Annotated in this window: 12 protein-coding genes; 5 read left to right on the plus strand and 7 right to left on the minus strand. The window is 55.5% G+C overall.

The window, feature by feature from the left end:
• The first annotated feature begins 40 nt into the window (after positions 1–40).
• Positions 41–700 (plus strand): Type 1 glutamine amidotransferase-like domain-containing protein, encoded by a 660-nt coding sequence (locus VHE34_RS00085; protein ID WP_325583279.1) that lies wholly within the window; start codon positions 41–43, stop codon positions 698–700.
• A gap of 36 nt (positions 701–736) precedes the next feature.
• Here VHE34_RS00085 and VHE34_RS00090 read toward each other — a convergent pair whose 3' ends face one another.
• Genes VHE34_RS00090 through VHE34_RS00105 form a run of 4 tightly spaced genes read right to left on the minus strand, consistent with a single transcriptional unit; the run spans position 737 to position 8,364 of the window.
• Positions 737–3,187: an ABC transporter permease gene (locus VHE34_RS00090; protein WP_325583281.1), complete on the minus strand. Its 2,451-nt coding sequence runs from the start codon at positions 3,185–3,187 to the stop codon at positions 737–739.
• Between the two features lie 34 nt (positions 3,188–3,221).
• A complete protein-coding gene (locus VHE34_RS00095; RefSeq protein WP_325583283.1) occupies positions 3,222–4,685 on the minus strand; it encodes a glycoside hydrolase family 28 protein in 1,464 nt (487 codons plus the stop codon).
• A gap of 19 nt (positions 4,686–4,704) precedes the next feature.
• The gene (locus tag VHE34_RS00100; RefSeq protein WP_325583285.1) at positions 4,705–7,545 is read right to left on the minus strand and encodes a glycosyl hydrolase; all 2,841 of its coding nucleotides are present in this window, start codon (positions 7,543–7,545) and stop codon (positions 4,705–4,707) included.
• A gap of 3 nt (positions 7,546–7,548) precedes the next feature.
• Positions 7,549–8,364, minus strand: a complete 816-nt coding sequence (locus VHE34_RS00105; protein ID WP_325583287.1) for a phytanoyl-CoA dioxygenase family protein — start codon at positions 8,362–8,364, stop codon at positions 7,549–7,551.
• A gap of 193 nt (positions 8,365–8,557) precedes the next feature.
• On the opposite strand from VHE34_RS00105, the gene VHE34_RS00110 reads away from it, so the two are divergent.
• Positions 8,558–9,232, plus strand: coding sequence for a hemerythrin domain-containing protein (locus VHE34_RS00110; RefSeq protein ID WP_325583288.1), 675 nt, complete (start codon positions 8,558–8,560; stop codon positions 9,230–9,232).
• Between the two features lie 8 nt (positions 9,233–9,240).
• Here the strand turns inward: VHE34_RS00110 and VHE34_RS00115 are convergent, their stop codons facing one another.
• Positions 9,241–10,047, minus strand: a complete 807-nt coding sequence (locus VHE34_RS00115) for a family 1 encapsulin nanocompartment shell protein (protein ID WP_325583290.1) — start codon at positions 10,045–10,047, stop codon at positions 9,241–9,243.
• The gene (locus VHE34_RS00120; RefSeq protein WP_325583292.1) at positions 10,040–11,080 is read right to left on the minus strand and encodes a Dyp-type peroxidase; all 1,041 of its coding nucleotides are present in this window, start codon (positions 11,078–11,080) and stop codon (positions 10,040–10,042) included. The genes VHE34_RS00115 and VHE34_RS00120 overlap by 8 nt, the downstream gene beginning before the upstream one ends.
• 107 nt (positions 11,081–11,187) lie before the next feature.
• On the opposite strand from VHE34_RS00120, the gene VHE34_RS00125 reads away from it, so the two are divergent.
• Positions 11,188–12,357: a DUF3179 domain-containing (seleno)protein gene (locus tag VHE34_RS00125; RefSeq protein ID WP_325583294.1), complete on the plus strand. Its 1,170-nt coding sequence runs from the start codon at positions 11,188–11,190 to the stop codon at positions 12,355–12,357.
• Between the two features lie 17 nt (positions 12,358–12,374).
• Here the strand turns inward: VHE34_RS00125 and VHE34_RS00130 are convergent, their stop codons facing one another.
• Positions 12,375–12,677: a hypothetical protein gene (locus VHE34_RS00130; protein ID WP_325583296.1), complete on the minus strand. Its 303-nt coding sequence runs from the start codon at positions 12,675–12,677 to the stop codon at positions 12,375–12,377.
• A 22-nt stretch (positions 12,678–12,699) separates the two neighbouring features.
• On the opposite strand from VHE34_RS00130, the gene VHE34_RS00135 reads away from it, so the two are divergent.
• Together VHE34_RS00135 and VHE34_RS00140 are read left to right on the plus strand one after the other, a co-directional pair.
• Positions 12,700–14,466, plus strand: coding sequence for a hypothetical protein (locus VHE34_RS00135; RefSeq protein WP_325583298.1), 1,767 nt, complete (start codon positions 12,700–12,702; stop codon positions 14,464–14,466).
• A 48-nt stretch (positions 14,467–14,514) separates the two neighbouring features.
• Positions 14,515–15,936, plus strand: coding sequence for a hypothetical protein (locus VHE34_RS00140; protein WP_325583300.1), 1,422 nt, complete (start codon positions 14,515–14,517; stop codon positions 15,934–15,936).
• Position 15,937 lies beyond the last annotated feature (1 nt).

Below are 15,937 nucleotides of genomic sequence, written 5' to 3' on the forward strand. Positions count from 1 at the left end.
CTTTTTGCCGTCTGGCCAAGACCCTATCTTAGCCGGCAATATGAAACTACTTCTCACTTCGGCCGGCATCAGCAACAACAGCATCCGAAACGCACTTATTAGCCTACTGGGCAAACCGATCGGGGACTCCAGCGCCTTGTTTATCCCTACCGCCATCTACGGCATTCCCAACGGCGGCGACATTGTGCGCGGCGTCATCTGTGGATCGCTTGGCTCCCCATTCTGTGACATGGGGTGGAAATCGCTGGGCTTGCTGGAGCTTACTGCACTGCCGAGTATCAAAGAAGACCTGTGGGTCCCACTGCTCCGGAACACGGATGTTCTGCTGGTCGGCGGTGGAGATTGCCAGTATCTCACCTATTGGATGCGGAAGTCAGGCCTGGCCGATCTGTTACCGTCGCTGCTGCAAAAGATGGTGTATGTTGGACTGAGTGCCGGGAGCATGATCGTGACCCGCTACGGGACGAGTTACGGGAATCACCTTTTGCCGGCCGATACCGACAAATCGCTCGGGTGGTTGGAATGTGCAATCCATCCCCATTTGGACTACCCGGCATTTCCGGAGAATTCGCTGGCCAATTTGGAAAAGCTGGCTGCTACGATACCAGTCCCCTCTTACCTGATCGATGATCAGACGGCGATTCAAGTGGTCGACGGGGTGATCGAGGTGGTCTCGGAAGGCAATTGGAAGAGGGTTTGACGATCAAAGTCTCGTCGCAACCGCCGGCCGTCGAAGCTACTCGGACCGAAGACTTTTTAACGGATTGACCAACGCCGCCCGGACAGCCTGCAGGCAGAGGGTCAGCATGGCAATACCCACCATCCCAGCGGCCGACAATGCGATCATCCACCAACTGATATCGATATGATACGCAAATTGCATCAGCCATCGATGCATGACCCATACGGCAACCGGCGTAGCCAGGACGATCGCCACCAGGATCAACCGGATAAAATCTTTCGAGAGCAGGATCACAACCCCGGTCGCGGTCGCCCCGAGAACCTTCCGGATGCCTATCTCGCGGGCACGCTGGCGGCCTATCAACGCGATCAATCCCAACAATCCCAAACAGGACACGAAGATGGCCAGACCGCAGAAATAGCCGATCACCCTACCCTGTTTTTGATCCCGGGTGTATTGATCCCCAAGGGTCTTGTCCAAAAAACTAAATTGAAAATCCTTGCCGGGAAACCAGGCGTCCCAATTCCGTTGCAGGAAAGCGATGGCCTCCTTTGTCCTATCGGCGCGTATTTTTATCGAGAAGCTCGTTAAGCTCGGGAAATCGACGTCCATGACGAGAGCATCGATCGGTGAATAAAGCGACTCGGCATAAAAATCCCGAACGACGCCAACGACGATCCCTTCCTTTTCTTTCACGTCCCTTTTGCCGATCAGGCTGATGGTTTTCCCGATTGCCTGATCCGGCGTCCCGAAATGAAACCGCCGGACTGCCGTTTCGTTGATCACAAACGCATGGTCTTTATCGGATCCGTAGGCTTCGGAGAAATTCCGGCCTGCCGCCATTTGCATTCCATAGGTAGGGATAAAATTGTAATCGACCCGGATGTTCAGGGCAAAGAGATTATCGCCGGCCGAAAAACCTTGCGGGAGAACGCCTCTGCGCAACACCCCAAGTCCGGGTTGCTGGTCGGACAAAGTCATCCCTTTGATGTCCGGATTAGTCAGCACCTTTTCGCGGAACGCCTGCAACCGGTGATACAGGCTGTCGTTGGGCCGGTTGAAGATCGAATTGATGCTCCAGGTCCGAACGGGGACAACCAGCGTATTTTCTTTTTCAAAACCGAGCGGCTTAGCCTGTAGAAAATTCAATTGCCCGAACATGATGAGGGTGGCGATCATCAATCCCATCGAGGCAGAGAATTGAACCACCAACAGGGTCTTGCGCAATAGCCCTCCCCTGCCCTTGTTACCGGCAAAATCGCCTTTCAACGTCGTCACCGGTTCAAAGGCCGAGATAAAGAACGCCGGGTAGAGCCCGGCCAGCAACCCTGCGAGCAGGAACACGGTCAGCAAGCCCAGCCAGAGTTTGCCGTCCCTTAGCAGGTCGAAGAATATGAAATGCTTGTCGGCAAGATCGTTGAACACCGGGAGAAACGCCGCAAGCAGGACGATCGACGCCAAAAATGCCAGGAAGCTGAGCGCGAGCGATTCGGCAAGGAATTGGAAGATCAGCTGTTTACGTTCGGCGCCCAACACCTTCCTCATTCCCACTTCTTTGGCACGGCGCAAAGACCGGGCAGTGCTCAGGTTCACAAAATTGATTCCCGCGATCACCAGGGTGACCAGGGCGATGCCCCCAAAAATATATACCTGTGTGATGCTGCCGACAGGCTCGATCTCACTGAGCAGATCCGACCGCAGATGGATGTCCCGCACGGGCTGCAAATGATAGACGATGTCCCTGGCAAATTCCTTTGGCGCATGCGCTTTGATAAAACCCGCAAACCCTTTATCGATCGGGGCGGCAGCCTGTCCGGGTTTGAGCAGCACATACGTGGAGGAATGGCTGATGATCCAGTTGTGATCCAGGTTCGTTTTGGCCTCCGGCGTGATCGTCGCGAACATGGTTGGATAGCTCGCAAGAAGGTCGATATGGACGTGGGAGTTGTCGGGGAAGTCGGCAAAGACCCCTGTGACCAGCAGCGGATAATCCCCGTCGAGCCGGATCGACTGGCCTACGGCGGGAGTATCCCCGAAATATCTGCGGGCGGCGGATGCCGACAGGATAACGGTGGAAGGGTTTGTAAGGGCGTGGCGCGAATCGCCTTGCAGAAAATGGAAAGTGAAAATGTCGAGAAGGGTGGAGTCGCCAAAGAAGAACTGCCGTTCCTCCGTTTTAGTGATGTCTTTTTGAATAGTTGCGCTCCGGCGGAAAAGCCGGGCCGAGGTTTCGATCCCCGGAAAATAGTCTTTGAGCAACGGCGCGGCAGCTATCGACAGCGTGGGCAGACCTTTTTCCATGCCCGCGAATTTTGGTATATAGGTGATGCGGTAGAGCCGGTCGAGCTTCTTTTGAAAGTGATCATAGCTGAGCTCGTCCCGAACGAAAATCAAGATCAGAAAGCAACAGGTCATGCCGACGGCAAGGCCCAATAGGTTGATAAAACTATATACTTTACCCTTCCGAAAGTTACGGATGGCAACAAGCAGGTAATTTTTGATCATTAATTCGCCTTTCCCGGAAGATAGTACATTTGGTTCACTTGATCACAATACCCTCCGTCTTATGCTGGTAAACCGCAGGTTTCTTCCCCACCTGCTGCACGTTCAACCCCACGAATTGCGACCGCCGCACATCGTCCAGCACCACCGCCGTCCGGTAATCCTTTTTCGAAGCCGACAGGTGCACATTCCGAAACTCCACCTCCTGCGCATGCCGGATATAGACCCCCCAGGCCGGCAACTCCCGGAACATCGAAAAGTCCGGATAGGCCTCCGGCCGCTCCGGCACCCGGTCCAAAGAATCCAGGTCAAGCCGGGCAAACAAAGGATTGCCGCCACCCGGATATTGCACGTCCACATTCTCCAACAGTACGTGGGAGATCAACGCATCCGGCATCCCCGCTATCACAATAGGTGAGATATTCCGCGGCATATCCTCGATCGGCCCCTCATACTCATACCCCGCATCCGGCTTGCCCGCAGCAATCTCCACCCTCACATTACGGATCTGAATATTCTCCAACCGGCCCTTTCTACCCTTCTGCCGCTCGCCGATCCGCAAGAAGATCGCATGCCCCATATTGATCCCCGTCAGCCCATCCACTTCCACGTTCTCGACAAACCCGCCATCCACGGCCTCCAACGCCACCGCCGAACGATACGTGTCGAAGACGCGATTGTTAATGATCCGGATATTCCGGAAACCGCCAAAAGACGCCGTCCCGAACTTAATAGCATTTGCACTGCTGCGAATAACATTATTAAAAATAAAGACATGGTTACAATACTTCGAACCGTCATGTGATTTCAGGCAGATGCCGTCATCCGCCGCATCGATATACGAATTGGTCACAGAAGTACTGTCGCAATCGACAATGTCGATCCCGTCATTATTCCAATACGCCTTGCTGTCCACATACAGACTGTCCAGCCGAAGGTTCACGCATTGGTCATAGGTCTGCACCCAGCTGGCTGCATTCCGGATCGTCACGCCCTTCATGACCACATTCCGGCACCCCCGGAAATTGATGATCATCGCCCGGATATCCGCCTCCGGCCGGTCGTTGCGGAAAGCATCCTTGATAAGTCCTTTGTGATAGACATCGGCAACATTGAAGGCCAGCTGCCTCCCCTGCCCGTCGATGACTCCCTTACCCTCGATGGCGATATCGTGCTGGTCATAGGCAAAGATCAGCGCCGTTACCAGCTTTTTGTCATAGTCGAAGGGATTCAGCGACCCGACGATCACAGCCCCCTCCTTCAACACCAAACTAACCCCGGATTTCAAATGAATAGAACCCGTCAGATAGCGACCCACGTCAAATACCAGCCTTCCCCCACCCTGGCCGGCCACATAGTCGATCGCAAATTGGATCGAACGGGTATTCAACGTGACACCGTCCGACCGTATCCCGAAAAGCGAGGCAGGATAATCCTTAGAGGCCGCACCGGCGCGAAGCCCAAGCCCAAGGGCCAATCCTAAAAAAAGTACATATTTCATCCCTATCAATTTAAAAGAGTTAATACAACCGCACCGGCCCCAGCAAGCCCATCGACTGTATAGGCTGGTCCTGCCGTTTTTCATTGGTCCACTTCTGGGCAACAGGATTATCCTTCAACGTCTTCATATAGTTGCCCATCGATGTCGTCACCTTTATCTCCAGCACATTGGTCCCCGACTTCAAAAGATTCCCGATCCGGTACACCCGTCGGCCATACCACAAAACGCCCGCAGAAACCCCGTTCACCATCAGCTCGCAAACCCCGGCCACTCGACCCAAATTGATATGCTCCCAAAAGGCGCCGTTCCCGGCATTCACGGAAATCCGATAAACCGCAGTCCCCGAAAAGGCAACCGTCGCAGGATCATCCTTCAGGTCCGTCAGCACCGGCATTTTCGCCGTACGCGAGCTCCCGTCGATAGGATGCAATTCGACAACCCAGGGCCCGGTAAGCGCAAAAGAGGTTACAGCCCCAGCCGGCAGCGGATTCCATGCGGGCCCCTTCTTTTCCTTGTCGAAAACAACGAGCCGCGAATCCCCTGTCCCCAGCTCGAGCGTCATCGGCTTGCTTCCGTCTCCAACATAAAATCTTTCCCCTGTCACCGCATCCCAGATCCAGGCCTGCTTGCCCTGCCCCAGTTCCTTCGACGGCAGGATCGTGATGACATGCTCGTTGGTCAGGTCGGTATTGGAGAAAAACAACCATTCCGTCTCCCCCGCCTGGTACCGCACCTGGCTGACAAAGGAGGTCGGCTTGTCGATATGCACATAAGGCGGCAAAGCATACTTCTGCTGAATATCCCGAAACCATTGCAGGAAATTGCTCTCCGGCCGACGAACGAAAATGCATCGCTCAGGCATGGCCTTCATCTTAGACACCCAGGCGACCACCTCAGCGTCCCGGCGAGCCGCATCGCTCAACCCCAGCGACTTCACCGGCCAGGTCTCGATAAAAATGACCCGCCCGCCGGCCGAGATAAACGCAACAATCTTCTCCGCCGTCGCAGGGTCCATCCGTTCCACCTGCACCAGCAGCAGCGTATGATAGCTGCGAGGTCCATACACCAGCCGCCCGTCGGAAAGAGAAGCATCCCGGATCACGCCGTCAGACACATAGTCGCAGGCGCTGCCATTCTGATGGATAGACTCCCAAACAAGCGGCAGCCAGGGCGGATACATCAAAGAAGGAAAGGGTTCGTTCTGCGCGCCGTCGACGCTCCACATATCGTTCACCGGGGGCAGCACGGCGATGTCCGCAAACATCGTCCCCTGCTGCAGCAATGCCGACAACCGGGCCTTGTAGTCCGTAAACCGGCGGAAAAAGGGCCACCAGGTGTTCCGTTCGTTGAAAAAGGTGCCATAGCGGATCCAACCCGGGAAGGGTGCATCCGGCGGCGAGTAATTGAATCCATGGAAGACAGGATGCGTCACCCCCGAAAGAGCGCTCTGGTCGCCGGCCGTCTTGAGGATCTCCAGCGTATCGTTGAAGACCATATCGGTGTTCGTCAGCTCCTCACAGCTGATATGCTTTCGCCCCTTCAAATGGGCCGCCGACGAAACATATTTGTTGATCATCGAATAAGCACGGCCGATATGATAGTCCGCCTCACTCAGTTCCTTCCCGATGCCATACTTGATCCAGGTCTCACATTCTGGCAGGTCGATCGTAAAGCTTCCCTCCAACGGGTGATACCCCCGCCCATAGGCCTGCACCCGGGAAAGCACTTTGTTCTCCCGGCACCAGTCAGTAAACGTCCGGATGAACCGTTCGGTCACCAGCTCCGTCTTCGTCAGGTCGAAATCAAAACGAACCCGCTCGATGGTGTCTTTCAGCGCCGGCGCCAGCCCTGCGCCATAATCGAAATCGTAGATATTGCCCATCGCCCCCGTCTTGAATAGGGTGAAGGGGAGGTAAGGCATCAGATCGTACCCCCGGCGTTTCTTAAACTCCACCTCCATGTCCGAACACCAGTTGGCTCCTTCCAGCTCCATACTGTCGGTGAAGAAGCTCCTCACCCGGCCTGCCAGCGGGCCGGTCTGCTGCTGGATCGTGTCCGACATATGATCCAGGTATTTCTTGACGGCGGCCTCATTGTAGTGGTTCAACACGGGGCCGTTGGCGCCCGGCGCGCCGTTGATGACTTCCATCGATCCTTTTACCTTCACAAGGCCAAAAAGTACATGTTTACCGCGAGGGATCGGGACGGTCACCGACTCGCCTTTGATCGACGCCGTATAGTCCTTCACCTGGTCGAGACTCTCCAAAGGGTCCGGAGCCAGCTTCACGGCGATCAGCTCCATCAGCCGGCCGGGAAAGGGTGAGGACACCGCAGGATCGGCCTCCCTGAAGAAATCGAACAGGGACACCTCGTATTCATCCGGACCTTCCAGCTTGTGCGCGGCGATCACCATCGCCTGCGACCGCTCGTCGCCCAGCAGGTACTCCGCGCCGAACGGCCAGCCGGAACCGACAATAAGGTCACAAGTCATGTCCAGCGCAGCCGCCTCCCGCAAAGTAAAGTCCAGCAATTCGACCCATTCGGCACTCAACCAGCGGATAGCCGGCTTGCCCAGGTCATCCGTCCTCGGGGGGAATTTAATAGGATTGATCTCCACGCCGCCGATGCCGGCATCCTTCATCAGCCGCAGCTCACGGGCTATCTCCGCTCTTTCCACTTTGTCCCCATTCCACCACCATCTCACGAAGGGACGGTGGATGGACTGGGGATTCTTGAAGATCTCATAGAGTTCAACGGACTTGCCATTCGGCGCCTGCTCAGCCCGGACTGACGTCAATTTCGTAAAAGTAAATCCTGCAGTTAGTATCGAGCTGCGGAGCAAAAAAGTTCTTCTATCCATGTTCTACTTCCGGTAAATAAGGGGGTTCTGTAGTTCGTTGTTAAGGAGATCGCCGACGGCCAACGTCTTTACGTAGGCATCGGGGAGGACATTCGGCTGACCGTTGTATACGTTTCCGTCCGGCATATAGGCACAGGTCATGGCCCGCCGGTCCCCGCAGGTCATATTGGCCCCGGCGCCATGGATCGTCAGGCCATTATGGAACGAGCAGCTGCCCGCCTTCATCGGAACGGCAACCGAATTCACAGTCGCCAATTGCGGATACACGCTGAAAATGCCGTCCATGTTCTTGCCGATGCCGCTGTTGTCGAACCGGGTGCTCTTGAACGACCCGGGAATGAAATACAAACAGCCGTTCTCCAGGGTCGCGTCATCCAGCGCCACCCAGATGGACAGCGCATTCCGGTCGGTAAAAGACCAGAAAGGGGTATCCAGGTGCCAGGCCGTGGGGTTCGCCCAGGGTCGCTTGAACAAGGCCTGGTCATGCCAGATGCGGATCCCATCCACGCCCGCCAGCCGGGCCGCCATCTCCCCGATCCGCTTGTCCATCATCAGCTTCTTCACGCCTTCATGGGTCTGCCAGAGATTGATCAGCTGATCGAACACCTTCCCGAAATACTCCGTATCCTCGTTGATACCGTCATCCTCCCCTGTCTTCCCCACCTTTCCGGGCATCTTCTGGCCGGCCCGTTCCTTCACGGCCGCCATGACCTGCTTCCGCCAGTCCTCCAGTTCCTCCGGAGAAAGAAAGTTTTCGACAACCAGGAAGCCATTTTGCTGATAGGAATCGATTTGCGCTTGTGTCAGCTGATAGTTCATGTATAGTGTTTTTAAGAAGTTTTCGGTAACCGGTGTTCTGTCCCAGCGCCGGGTTCACCTGGGTCTCCCGGAAAGGTACGGCATAGATCAACCGGTTCGGCACGACTCTTTCAATGAAAACGACAATTCATCCCATTCCACCTTGACCGGAAGCCCTCGGGACACCAACTTTGCCAAAACAAAACCCAACAAAATGAACGCACCCCGGTACAATGCCTTCAACCCGATCCACAAAGCCCTGCGCACGCTGATGTTCGACACCGTCCTGCGGCTCCAGCGCTCCGATCTTGGCAACGTCGAAGAATCGCTGCCCGCCATCAGGCAGGTCGGACTGCTGCTCCAGTTGATGGACGGACATGCACACCATGAAGACCATTTTATCCTGCACCCCATCGAGGAGAAAGCGCCCGCTTTTATCCTCGAATTCGAGGGTGAGCACGTCACGGACCTGGCCCTCGGCAAACAGTTGAGGGAAATGATCGAAGCCTGGCACGGGGCGGAGGATAAGCGTGAGGCGGGCAGCCGGCTGTACTATGCCCTAAACGCGTTTGTCGCCTTCAACCTGAACCATATGAACAAGGAGGAACACGAGCTGAATCAACTCCTTTGGCGCCACTACAGCGACGCTGACATACTCGGAATGGTCCGCAGGATCCAGCAGTCCGTCCCGCCGGAAGAGATGAGAATTGTTGCGGAATGGATGATACAAGGGCTGAATAACCCGGAAATCCTGCAATGGCTTGGCGCGGTAAAGCAGGAAGCCCCCGAATTTGTCTATCAATCCCTCATCGCTACCTGTGAACGCATCCTGCCAGCCTCCAGGCTGGAGTCCATCAGGAGCGGCTTAAAGGAGTCCCAGGTCGCCTGAAAAGCGACCTATTTCTCCGCAGGCGATAACGCTACCGCGGCCTCCGTCGTCAACAGCCGGAAAGTGAAGCTTTCCTGCAGATACAATCGGACGCTGGTCTCGGTATGACTGAGATATCCGATGGAGATATCCTGGCCGAGATCCAATTCGAAATCACCGCCACGCGTGGTAACCACGAAACCGCCCCTGATCGCCGGGGCCCAGATGATTTCCCCATCGATCAGCCGCTGGATATGCGTCAGGACGGGGTATCCTTCATCGCTGCCGCCATGCACGGCCGTATAAGGGTCGGAACCAAGGACAAGTGCATAAGGGCCATTGACGCCCGCAAGCCGCAATTGACTCACCGCCTGCGCAACGACATCCGGGTATCCCCGCACGCTGGAAGGGAGGGTCAACGCGGAATTGCTGTTACCCTGCCGGATCCCCTGGATCCCCGCCGCGTCGTATCCCTCGAAGACGGAGTTGTCTTCCGCAAACGCTATCTTTTGCGCCGCATCTTTCACCGCCGACCAATCCGAATCCGTCGCGCCGCGCTCGACATCGTCAACCGCCTGGCGCGAGAGCTCGAACGGAACCCGGAGCTCGACCAATGCTTTCACCTCACGCCGCACGGCCTGGATCCCTTCGCCGGGCGCCGCAATCCCCTGCGTATGCCCCGTCCCGACCGCCGAAAAGTCAAAACCCTTTGGACCTTCGACATCCACGACGCGCCGCGCCGCCAGATGCCGCTTAAGCGTACGCCGCGCCTCTTCTTCTATCGCTTCCCATGCCGCGGCTGAAACCGGAGCCAGCTCCCGATAAAGATTATTCATATCCTGATTCTTTTTTTAGTGATCCGATCAATAAACTCCCGTCGCCCGGAGACGGCCGCGGTCCGGCCTCCCCGCCGGCGTCGGCAGGAATGGCCTCCAGGGCCGGCGCCCCCGATGCAATATTCTTCAAAAAGGATGCCGTGGGAACGAAGAAAAGCGTCCCCGTCTTCGGTGTGCTGAAATCCAGCAACCGGTCGTAATTCCCCGGCGGCGAACCGATGAACATATTGTCCAGCATCATTTTTACCGTGCTGAACGTACTCGCATAAGCGATGAAATAGGTTCCCATCTCGTTGGTCGACATATTCCCGAACGGCAGATTGTCCCGGATGACCTTGAGATCGTCACCGACATTGGTCAGCGCAATATGAGAATTGGAAGGCTTTTGGTCATCCGGCATTTCAATGTCATTCTCTTTCGATCTTCCGAATACCTTTTCCTGTTCCTCGATGGAAAGCGCCCTGAAGGCCTTCAGATCATGGATGTATTTTTGAACAAAAAGATAACTCCCTCCTCTATACGCGGGGTCGCTATCCCCGATCAACCCAAAAAAGGCCCGTTTATCCCCTTTGGGATTCTCGGTACCGTCGACAAATCCCAGGATCGATCGCCCATCCCAATACCGGAACCCATGAACTTCTTCCACAGAAACCGCCACCGGGTCCAGTAGCTGACCAAGACTGGCGGCCATATCGTAGCAAATACTTTTGGAACCTCCCTTGAGATGAAAATGCAGGTCGCCCCGGGTTGCCACTGCTGTATGTTTCTCCCCGACGATGGGCTTGAAATTCGCCAGCTCCTTTGGCAGCGGCTCCGGAAGACCAAGCCGCAACCAGGCGTCATGCCCAATGCCCATCACACAGGCCGCGCCGGAGTCGGGAAACCGGGTATCGCTGGAATTATTAAGGTTGATCACCAACGCACAAATTCGTTGGAAGACGGCTCCTATCTCCTGGTCCTTCTTGAAGTTCCAGACAAGGAAGATTGTATGGTCGCCCCGGTAATCCAGCACATTTTGCGGCTCTGCGTTCATATTTTGAGGATATAGATCGACAATCGGTTGCGAATTTACACTTTCTTTTCAATGATTTGACCCCGGTCAAAATGTCCCGATAGCCGGAAAAGATGTATATTTCACCTATGTCTAAATCCGTCGCATTGTGGATCGGGTTGATCTTTCTTTTCGCGCTCGAGATCCTGCGCGTTTATTTTATCATGCCCTTCCCCGGTAGCCAACAGCACGACACCGTCGCTTTTGCTTATTTCCTGGACCGGAATATCCTTTGGCTGCGGCTCATCGGGTTGGCCCTGGTCATTTGGGCGGTGCTGTTCTATCTCCGCACGGGTAAAGTATGGCAGAAGATCGGGTTGGTTGGGATACTGCTGGTTTATGGTGTAGTCTTCTACCTGTTCAATTTCAAATTCCTCGCCGGGAAGATGTTTTACCAGCCCACCGTAAAACAATTCCTCGCCGACAGCACCAATCCCGACCGCCTGGTCATCGGCGTCGCCATAAAGGGAGCAGCAAAGGCCTATCCGATCGAAATTATCGGTTATCATCACCAGGTAAGAGATACCGTGGGCGGCCAGCCGGTCCTGGTCACGTATTGCACCGTTTGCCGCACCGGGCGCGTATACAGCCCCTTTGTTCAAGGCAAATATGCCGCGTTCCGTCTCGTGGGAATGGACCATTTCAACGCGATGTTTGAAGATGCGGATACGCACAGCTGGTGGCAGCAGGCGACAGGAAAAGCGATCACCGGCTCTTTGAAGGGACAGCAGCTGGAAGAGATCCCTTCCGCCCAGATGACGCTCGCCCATTGGCAGGCCCTGCATCCCAATAGCCTGACCCTGCAACCCGACCCGAACTTCAAAAGTAAATATGACAGCCTGAAAGGTTATGATGAAGGCACCCTTAAAAGCGGCCTGGAGAAAAGGGACTCCGCCTCCTGGCAATTCAAGTCCTGGGTGATCGGCATCGAATCGAACGGAAGAAGCAAGGCCTACGACTGGAACAACCTGGTGAACGATCGGGTTATCCCGGACACCATCGGCAAGCTGCACCTGCTGCTCACCATCGAGCCCGACAATAAGACCTTTTACGCGCTGTCCTACAACGATAGCCTGAGCTTCCTGTATGACACCAGCAGGAATACCATCCGCGATATCAACACCCAGAGCACCTGGCAGCCAAACGGCAGCTGTACCGAAGGGCCGATGAAAGGCGCGCAGCTGCAACCGGTGCAGGCATACCAGGAATTCTGGCACTCCTGGCGGACCTTCCATCCAGGCACCGTCATGGTAAGATAAACGAACCCCGGTATTATTTAAGCAAAAGCACCTTCTTCCCATTCGCTCTTCGAACAACGAGCAGCCCACCGCCGGGCAAGATAGTAGTCGGCGATAAAGAACATGTTCTCTTTCACCCGCTCGTTACCGGAATAGGCATAGTTAAGCCGCCAGGAGGAAAGCGCCATCGCAAACTGGTCTCCCCCAATGCCGCGCGGATCGTCGAAAGCAGGATTCCACACCTGGTGATTCATGTAATACGGCAGGCCATTCATGTCCCGGCGCAAAATACCATTAACAGGGAATAGCACATCCCCCAACGGTAGTCTATCTTTATCCATCACCCCATTAAACCCTATTCCCATGCGCACCATCTCCCGGTCTCCGCTTTTCTGGACCATCCTTATCGTCGCAGCCGTTACCTTCCTGGCGCCGCTCTCCTTTAGCTCCTGCCACCAGGGCCGGGACAAAGGACTCGACACCGTAGCCATCAACCCCGCCTTCGCGGTCGATCCCCCGATCGCAGAGGACATGACAGTGCAGCTGTTACAAAAGCCCACCGAAGAGGGAAATATATTGATCCGGGCAAGCTTTCCCAAAGCCAGCATCGGCAGCCCCTATCTGGCCTATATGGCCGGCGACAGGAAGATCGTGTTGCGGGATGACGGCGTGAGCCCCGATGAGAAGAAGGAAGACAACGTCTATACCGGCATCTCGACGCTGGACGTGGAGGCCCTGCGAAAAAGCCAGGCCGAAGGGATGGGGAAGGACACAGCCGTACCGTTGACGATGTTCAGGGGACGGATCCTAACAGGTACCGCACAAGTCAGCGCGATCGATATCAACACGCTGTTAAGGGGCGGCATCCTGCACCTTCATTTCCCCCTGCTCCCGCCCTCTCCTGCCCTGGTGGCCGCACTGAAGGCCAACAGCGTCTTCGTTACGGCGACGTCGGTGGTGGAAGACCCGACACGCACCTACGACCCCTGTAGCAAGGCCGGGACAAAGATGGGTCCCTGGACCTTCGGATTCCTGATGACGCAGATGGCCAACACTTCGGCTACCGGCATCACCCCGTCGCGGTTCGTCCTGAATTGGTTGCTCACCTATACCCACACCCAAACGGTCAATAGCGACCCGCTGGCGATCCGGCCGAACATCGGCGACTTTATCCATCGCTGGCTCGTGCAAAGCAACGGTCTTGCCGACAGCACCCTCGACCTGTCCATCGCGCCGTTCCGGTTGCTGGCCATCGTGAACCGGCTCGATCTGCGATCCAACCCCGGTTATACCGGTCAGGGCGGGAACGCAGGCGAAGGCCGCTTCGTCTTTTGCGGACTCGACCAAAATTGCACCCCAATGCCCTTCAACGTAATTTTCGAATATGGCGTCAACAAGACCGGTTGCACGGCGATAAAGGCCTATGCCCAGCAATGGTACCATCTGAAGGATCTCACCCTCCCCTCCCCTGCCTATAATACCGCCCTGCAGGCGATCACCGATCAGTTCACGCTCGCCAATACCAACCCCGCAAAACCTAACGGCAGCAGCCTCGACCAGTTACGGAGCAACGAGAACGCATTCGGCGACCCCTGGGAATTAAGGGAATTTAATATCGACCCCGGCACGCACCAGCTCTTCAACACGACCACGAAGCAAAGCATGCAGACAATATTCAACAACACGGCCCTTCTCGACAGTTATATGGTCCAGCACGCCGGCCGGATCAAGAACAACACCGATATCGTACCGCTGCTGTTCAATTTTCACGGCCGGGATACGGCCTTCCTCGGGGGCGTGGCGCCAGAGCCGCCCTTATTCTGGGCCGAACCGCTGGCAACGCTGACCAACAATGACACGGTACGCGAAATGCTTTCGTTAAACACCTGCAATGGCTGCCATAACATCGAGACGAACGCAACCTTCCGCCAGGTGGTGCCGAATGCATTCGGCACGCCGGCCTTTCTTTCCGGGTTCCTGACCGGAACCACGGTGCATGATCCCGCCGAGATCCCCGGGACCTGGCAGTTCGCCGATCTTCAGCGCAGAGCGATCGATTTGGCAGAGCTGGTCAGTGGGCCCTGTCAGCTGGCGCCGCTGCATTTCCGGCCGCTGAATATGACGCACTAGGAAAAGAAGGATATTTTTAGTAGATTGGTGGCACCCAAACCACGAAAGATGCCTTATATCAAACCGTTATCCGCATTGCTCCTTGTCCTTTTCGTTCTATCCTGCAAAAAAGATCCGGTGGCCCCTGCAACCAACCCTTCACAGCCGCACGATACCACGACCACGCCCACTCCTCCCCCGCCGGCCCCCAAATTGCATATGAGCCTCTCCTACCTGGTCAGGAAACATACGCTTGATAGTAATTTCAGGACCAACTACGAGCTCTCGGTCAGCGAGGCGGGCGGCAAGCTGTTGCTCGACACCCTGGTGGATTATAACAGAACGGTAACAGCCGACCTGGCGACCGCTGCAAAATTGCTGGATGTCTCAGTCATCTACTCCGACGTCCCGGCAGGAGCACCCCCGGAATTCATGGTATACACCTATAAATCCGTTGATCTCGCAAAATGGAAAAATGTGCCCTTATCCGATTCGGTACCCGGCCAGGTATACCCGGTCGTCACCGGGGCCGCGACCATGCAACTGAAGAACGTCGTAACCCCTGCCCCATTTTACTGGCAGTTCATGAGCAATGACGATCCCGGCCCCACGATGCTGACCGGTAGCGGCCCCTGGTTCAGCCCGGAAGGCATCTCTTACTCCAGCGACCTGACGATCAGCTATCCCTGGGAACAGGACGATTATGCCTATATCGCTTTCCCCTACGCCGCCTTGTATAAGCTGCATAAGATCGGCAGCCAACATGACACGGTCGATTGCTCGCAGCTGGATACCGCCAAAACGATCAGTTTCAATTGGGCCCCACAATACGATATCCTTCCGAGATTGTTTGGCTATATGGATACGACAAATCGTAACAAGGCACTGCTGCTGGCCCCGGGTCATGGACAATATACCCATAATTACACCTATGAGACGATGGTTCCTGCCAACAAAAAACTGTTCCAGAAATATGACCTGCTCCTTACCGGCTATCCTACCAATTATGGCTCAACCGTCCCGGTTCAGGCCGGTATCCGCTGGACCTGGCTGGATACCATCCCGGTGAACGTACCCTTCCTCGATGAAACCTATTACACCGTCAACTATAAGACCCCGGATAGTTTCTCCCTCAGCTTCCCGAAAGTGAAGCCCACCTTCTACCTTTTCAGTTCCTCTTTCAATATAGGAGAGTTCCATCTTATAGCGTCCGGAGACTCCACGATATTGGATCCGGAGATCGTACTGGCCCGGTTGGTACAAGGCAAATTGCTCAAAGGCGGCGCCAGTCCGGCCATGTTTATCAACGGCTTTAACATGGCCGTCGATGACAACCCCGACTATCAGTCGTATATGATACAGCAGGGCGACGTGGCGGCAGCCAACAGGCGCCCGATGTCCAATCAAAAGACGCTCGCGGTCGGGTTGGGTTACCAGGGTGGACCGGCGGTGACGAAGTTTTTCAAAGAACATGCCATGACAAAGAGATAAT

It is taken from the genome of Puia sp., from assembly GCF_035546395.1.
Taxonomy (GTDB): Bacteria; Bacteroidota; Bacteroidia; order Chitinophagales; family Chitinophagaceae; genus Puia.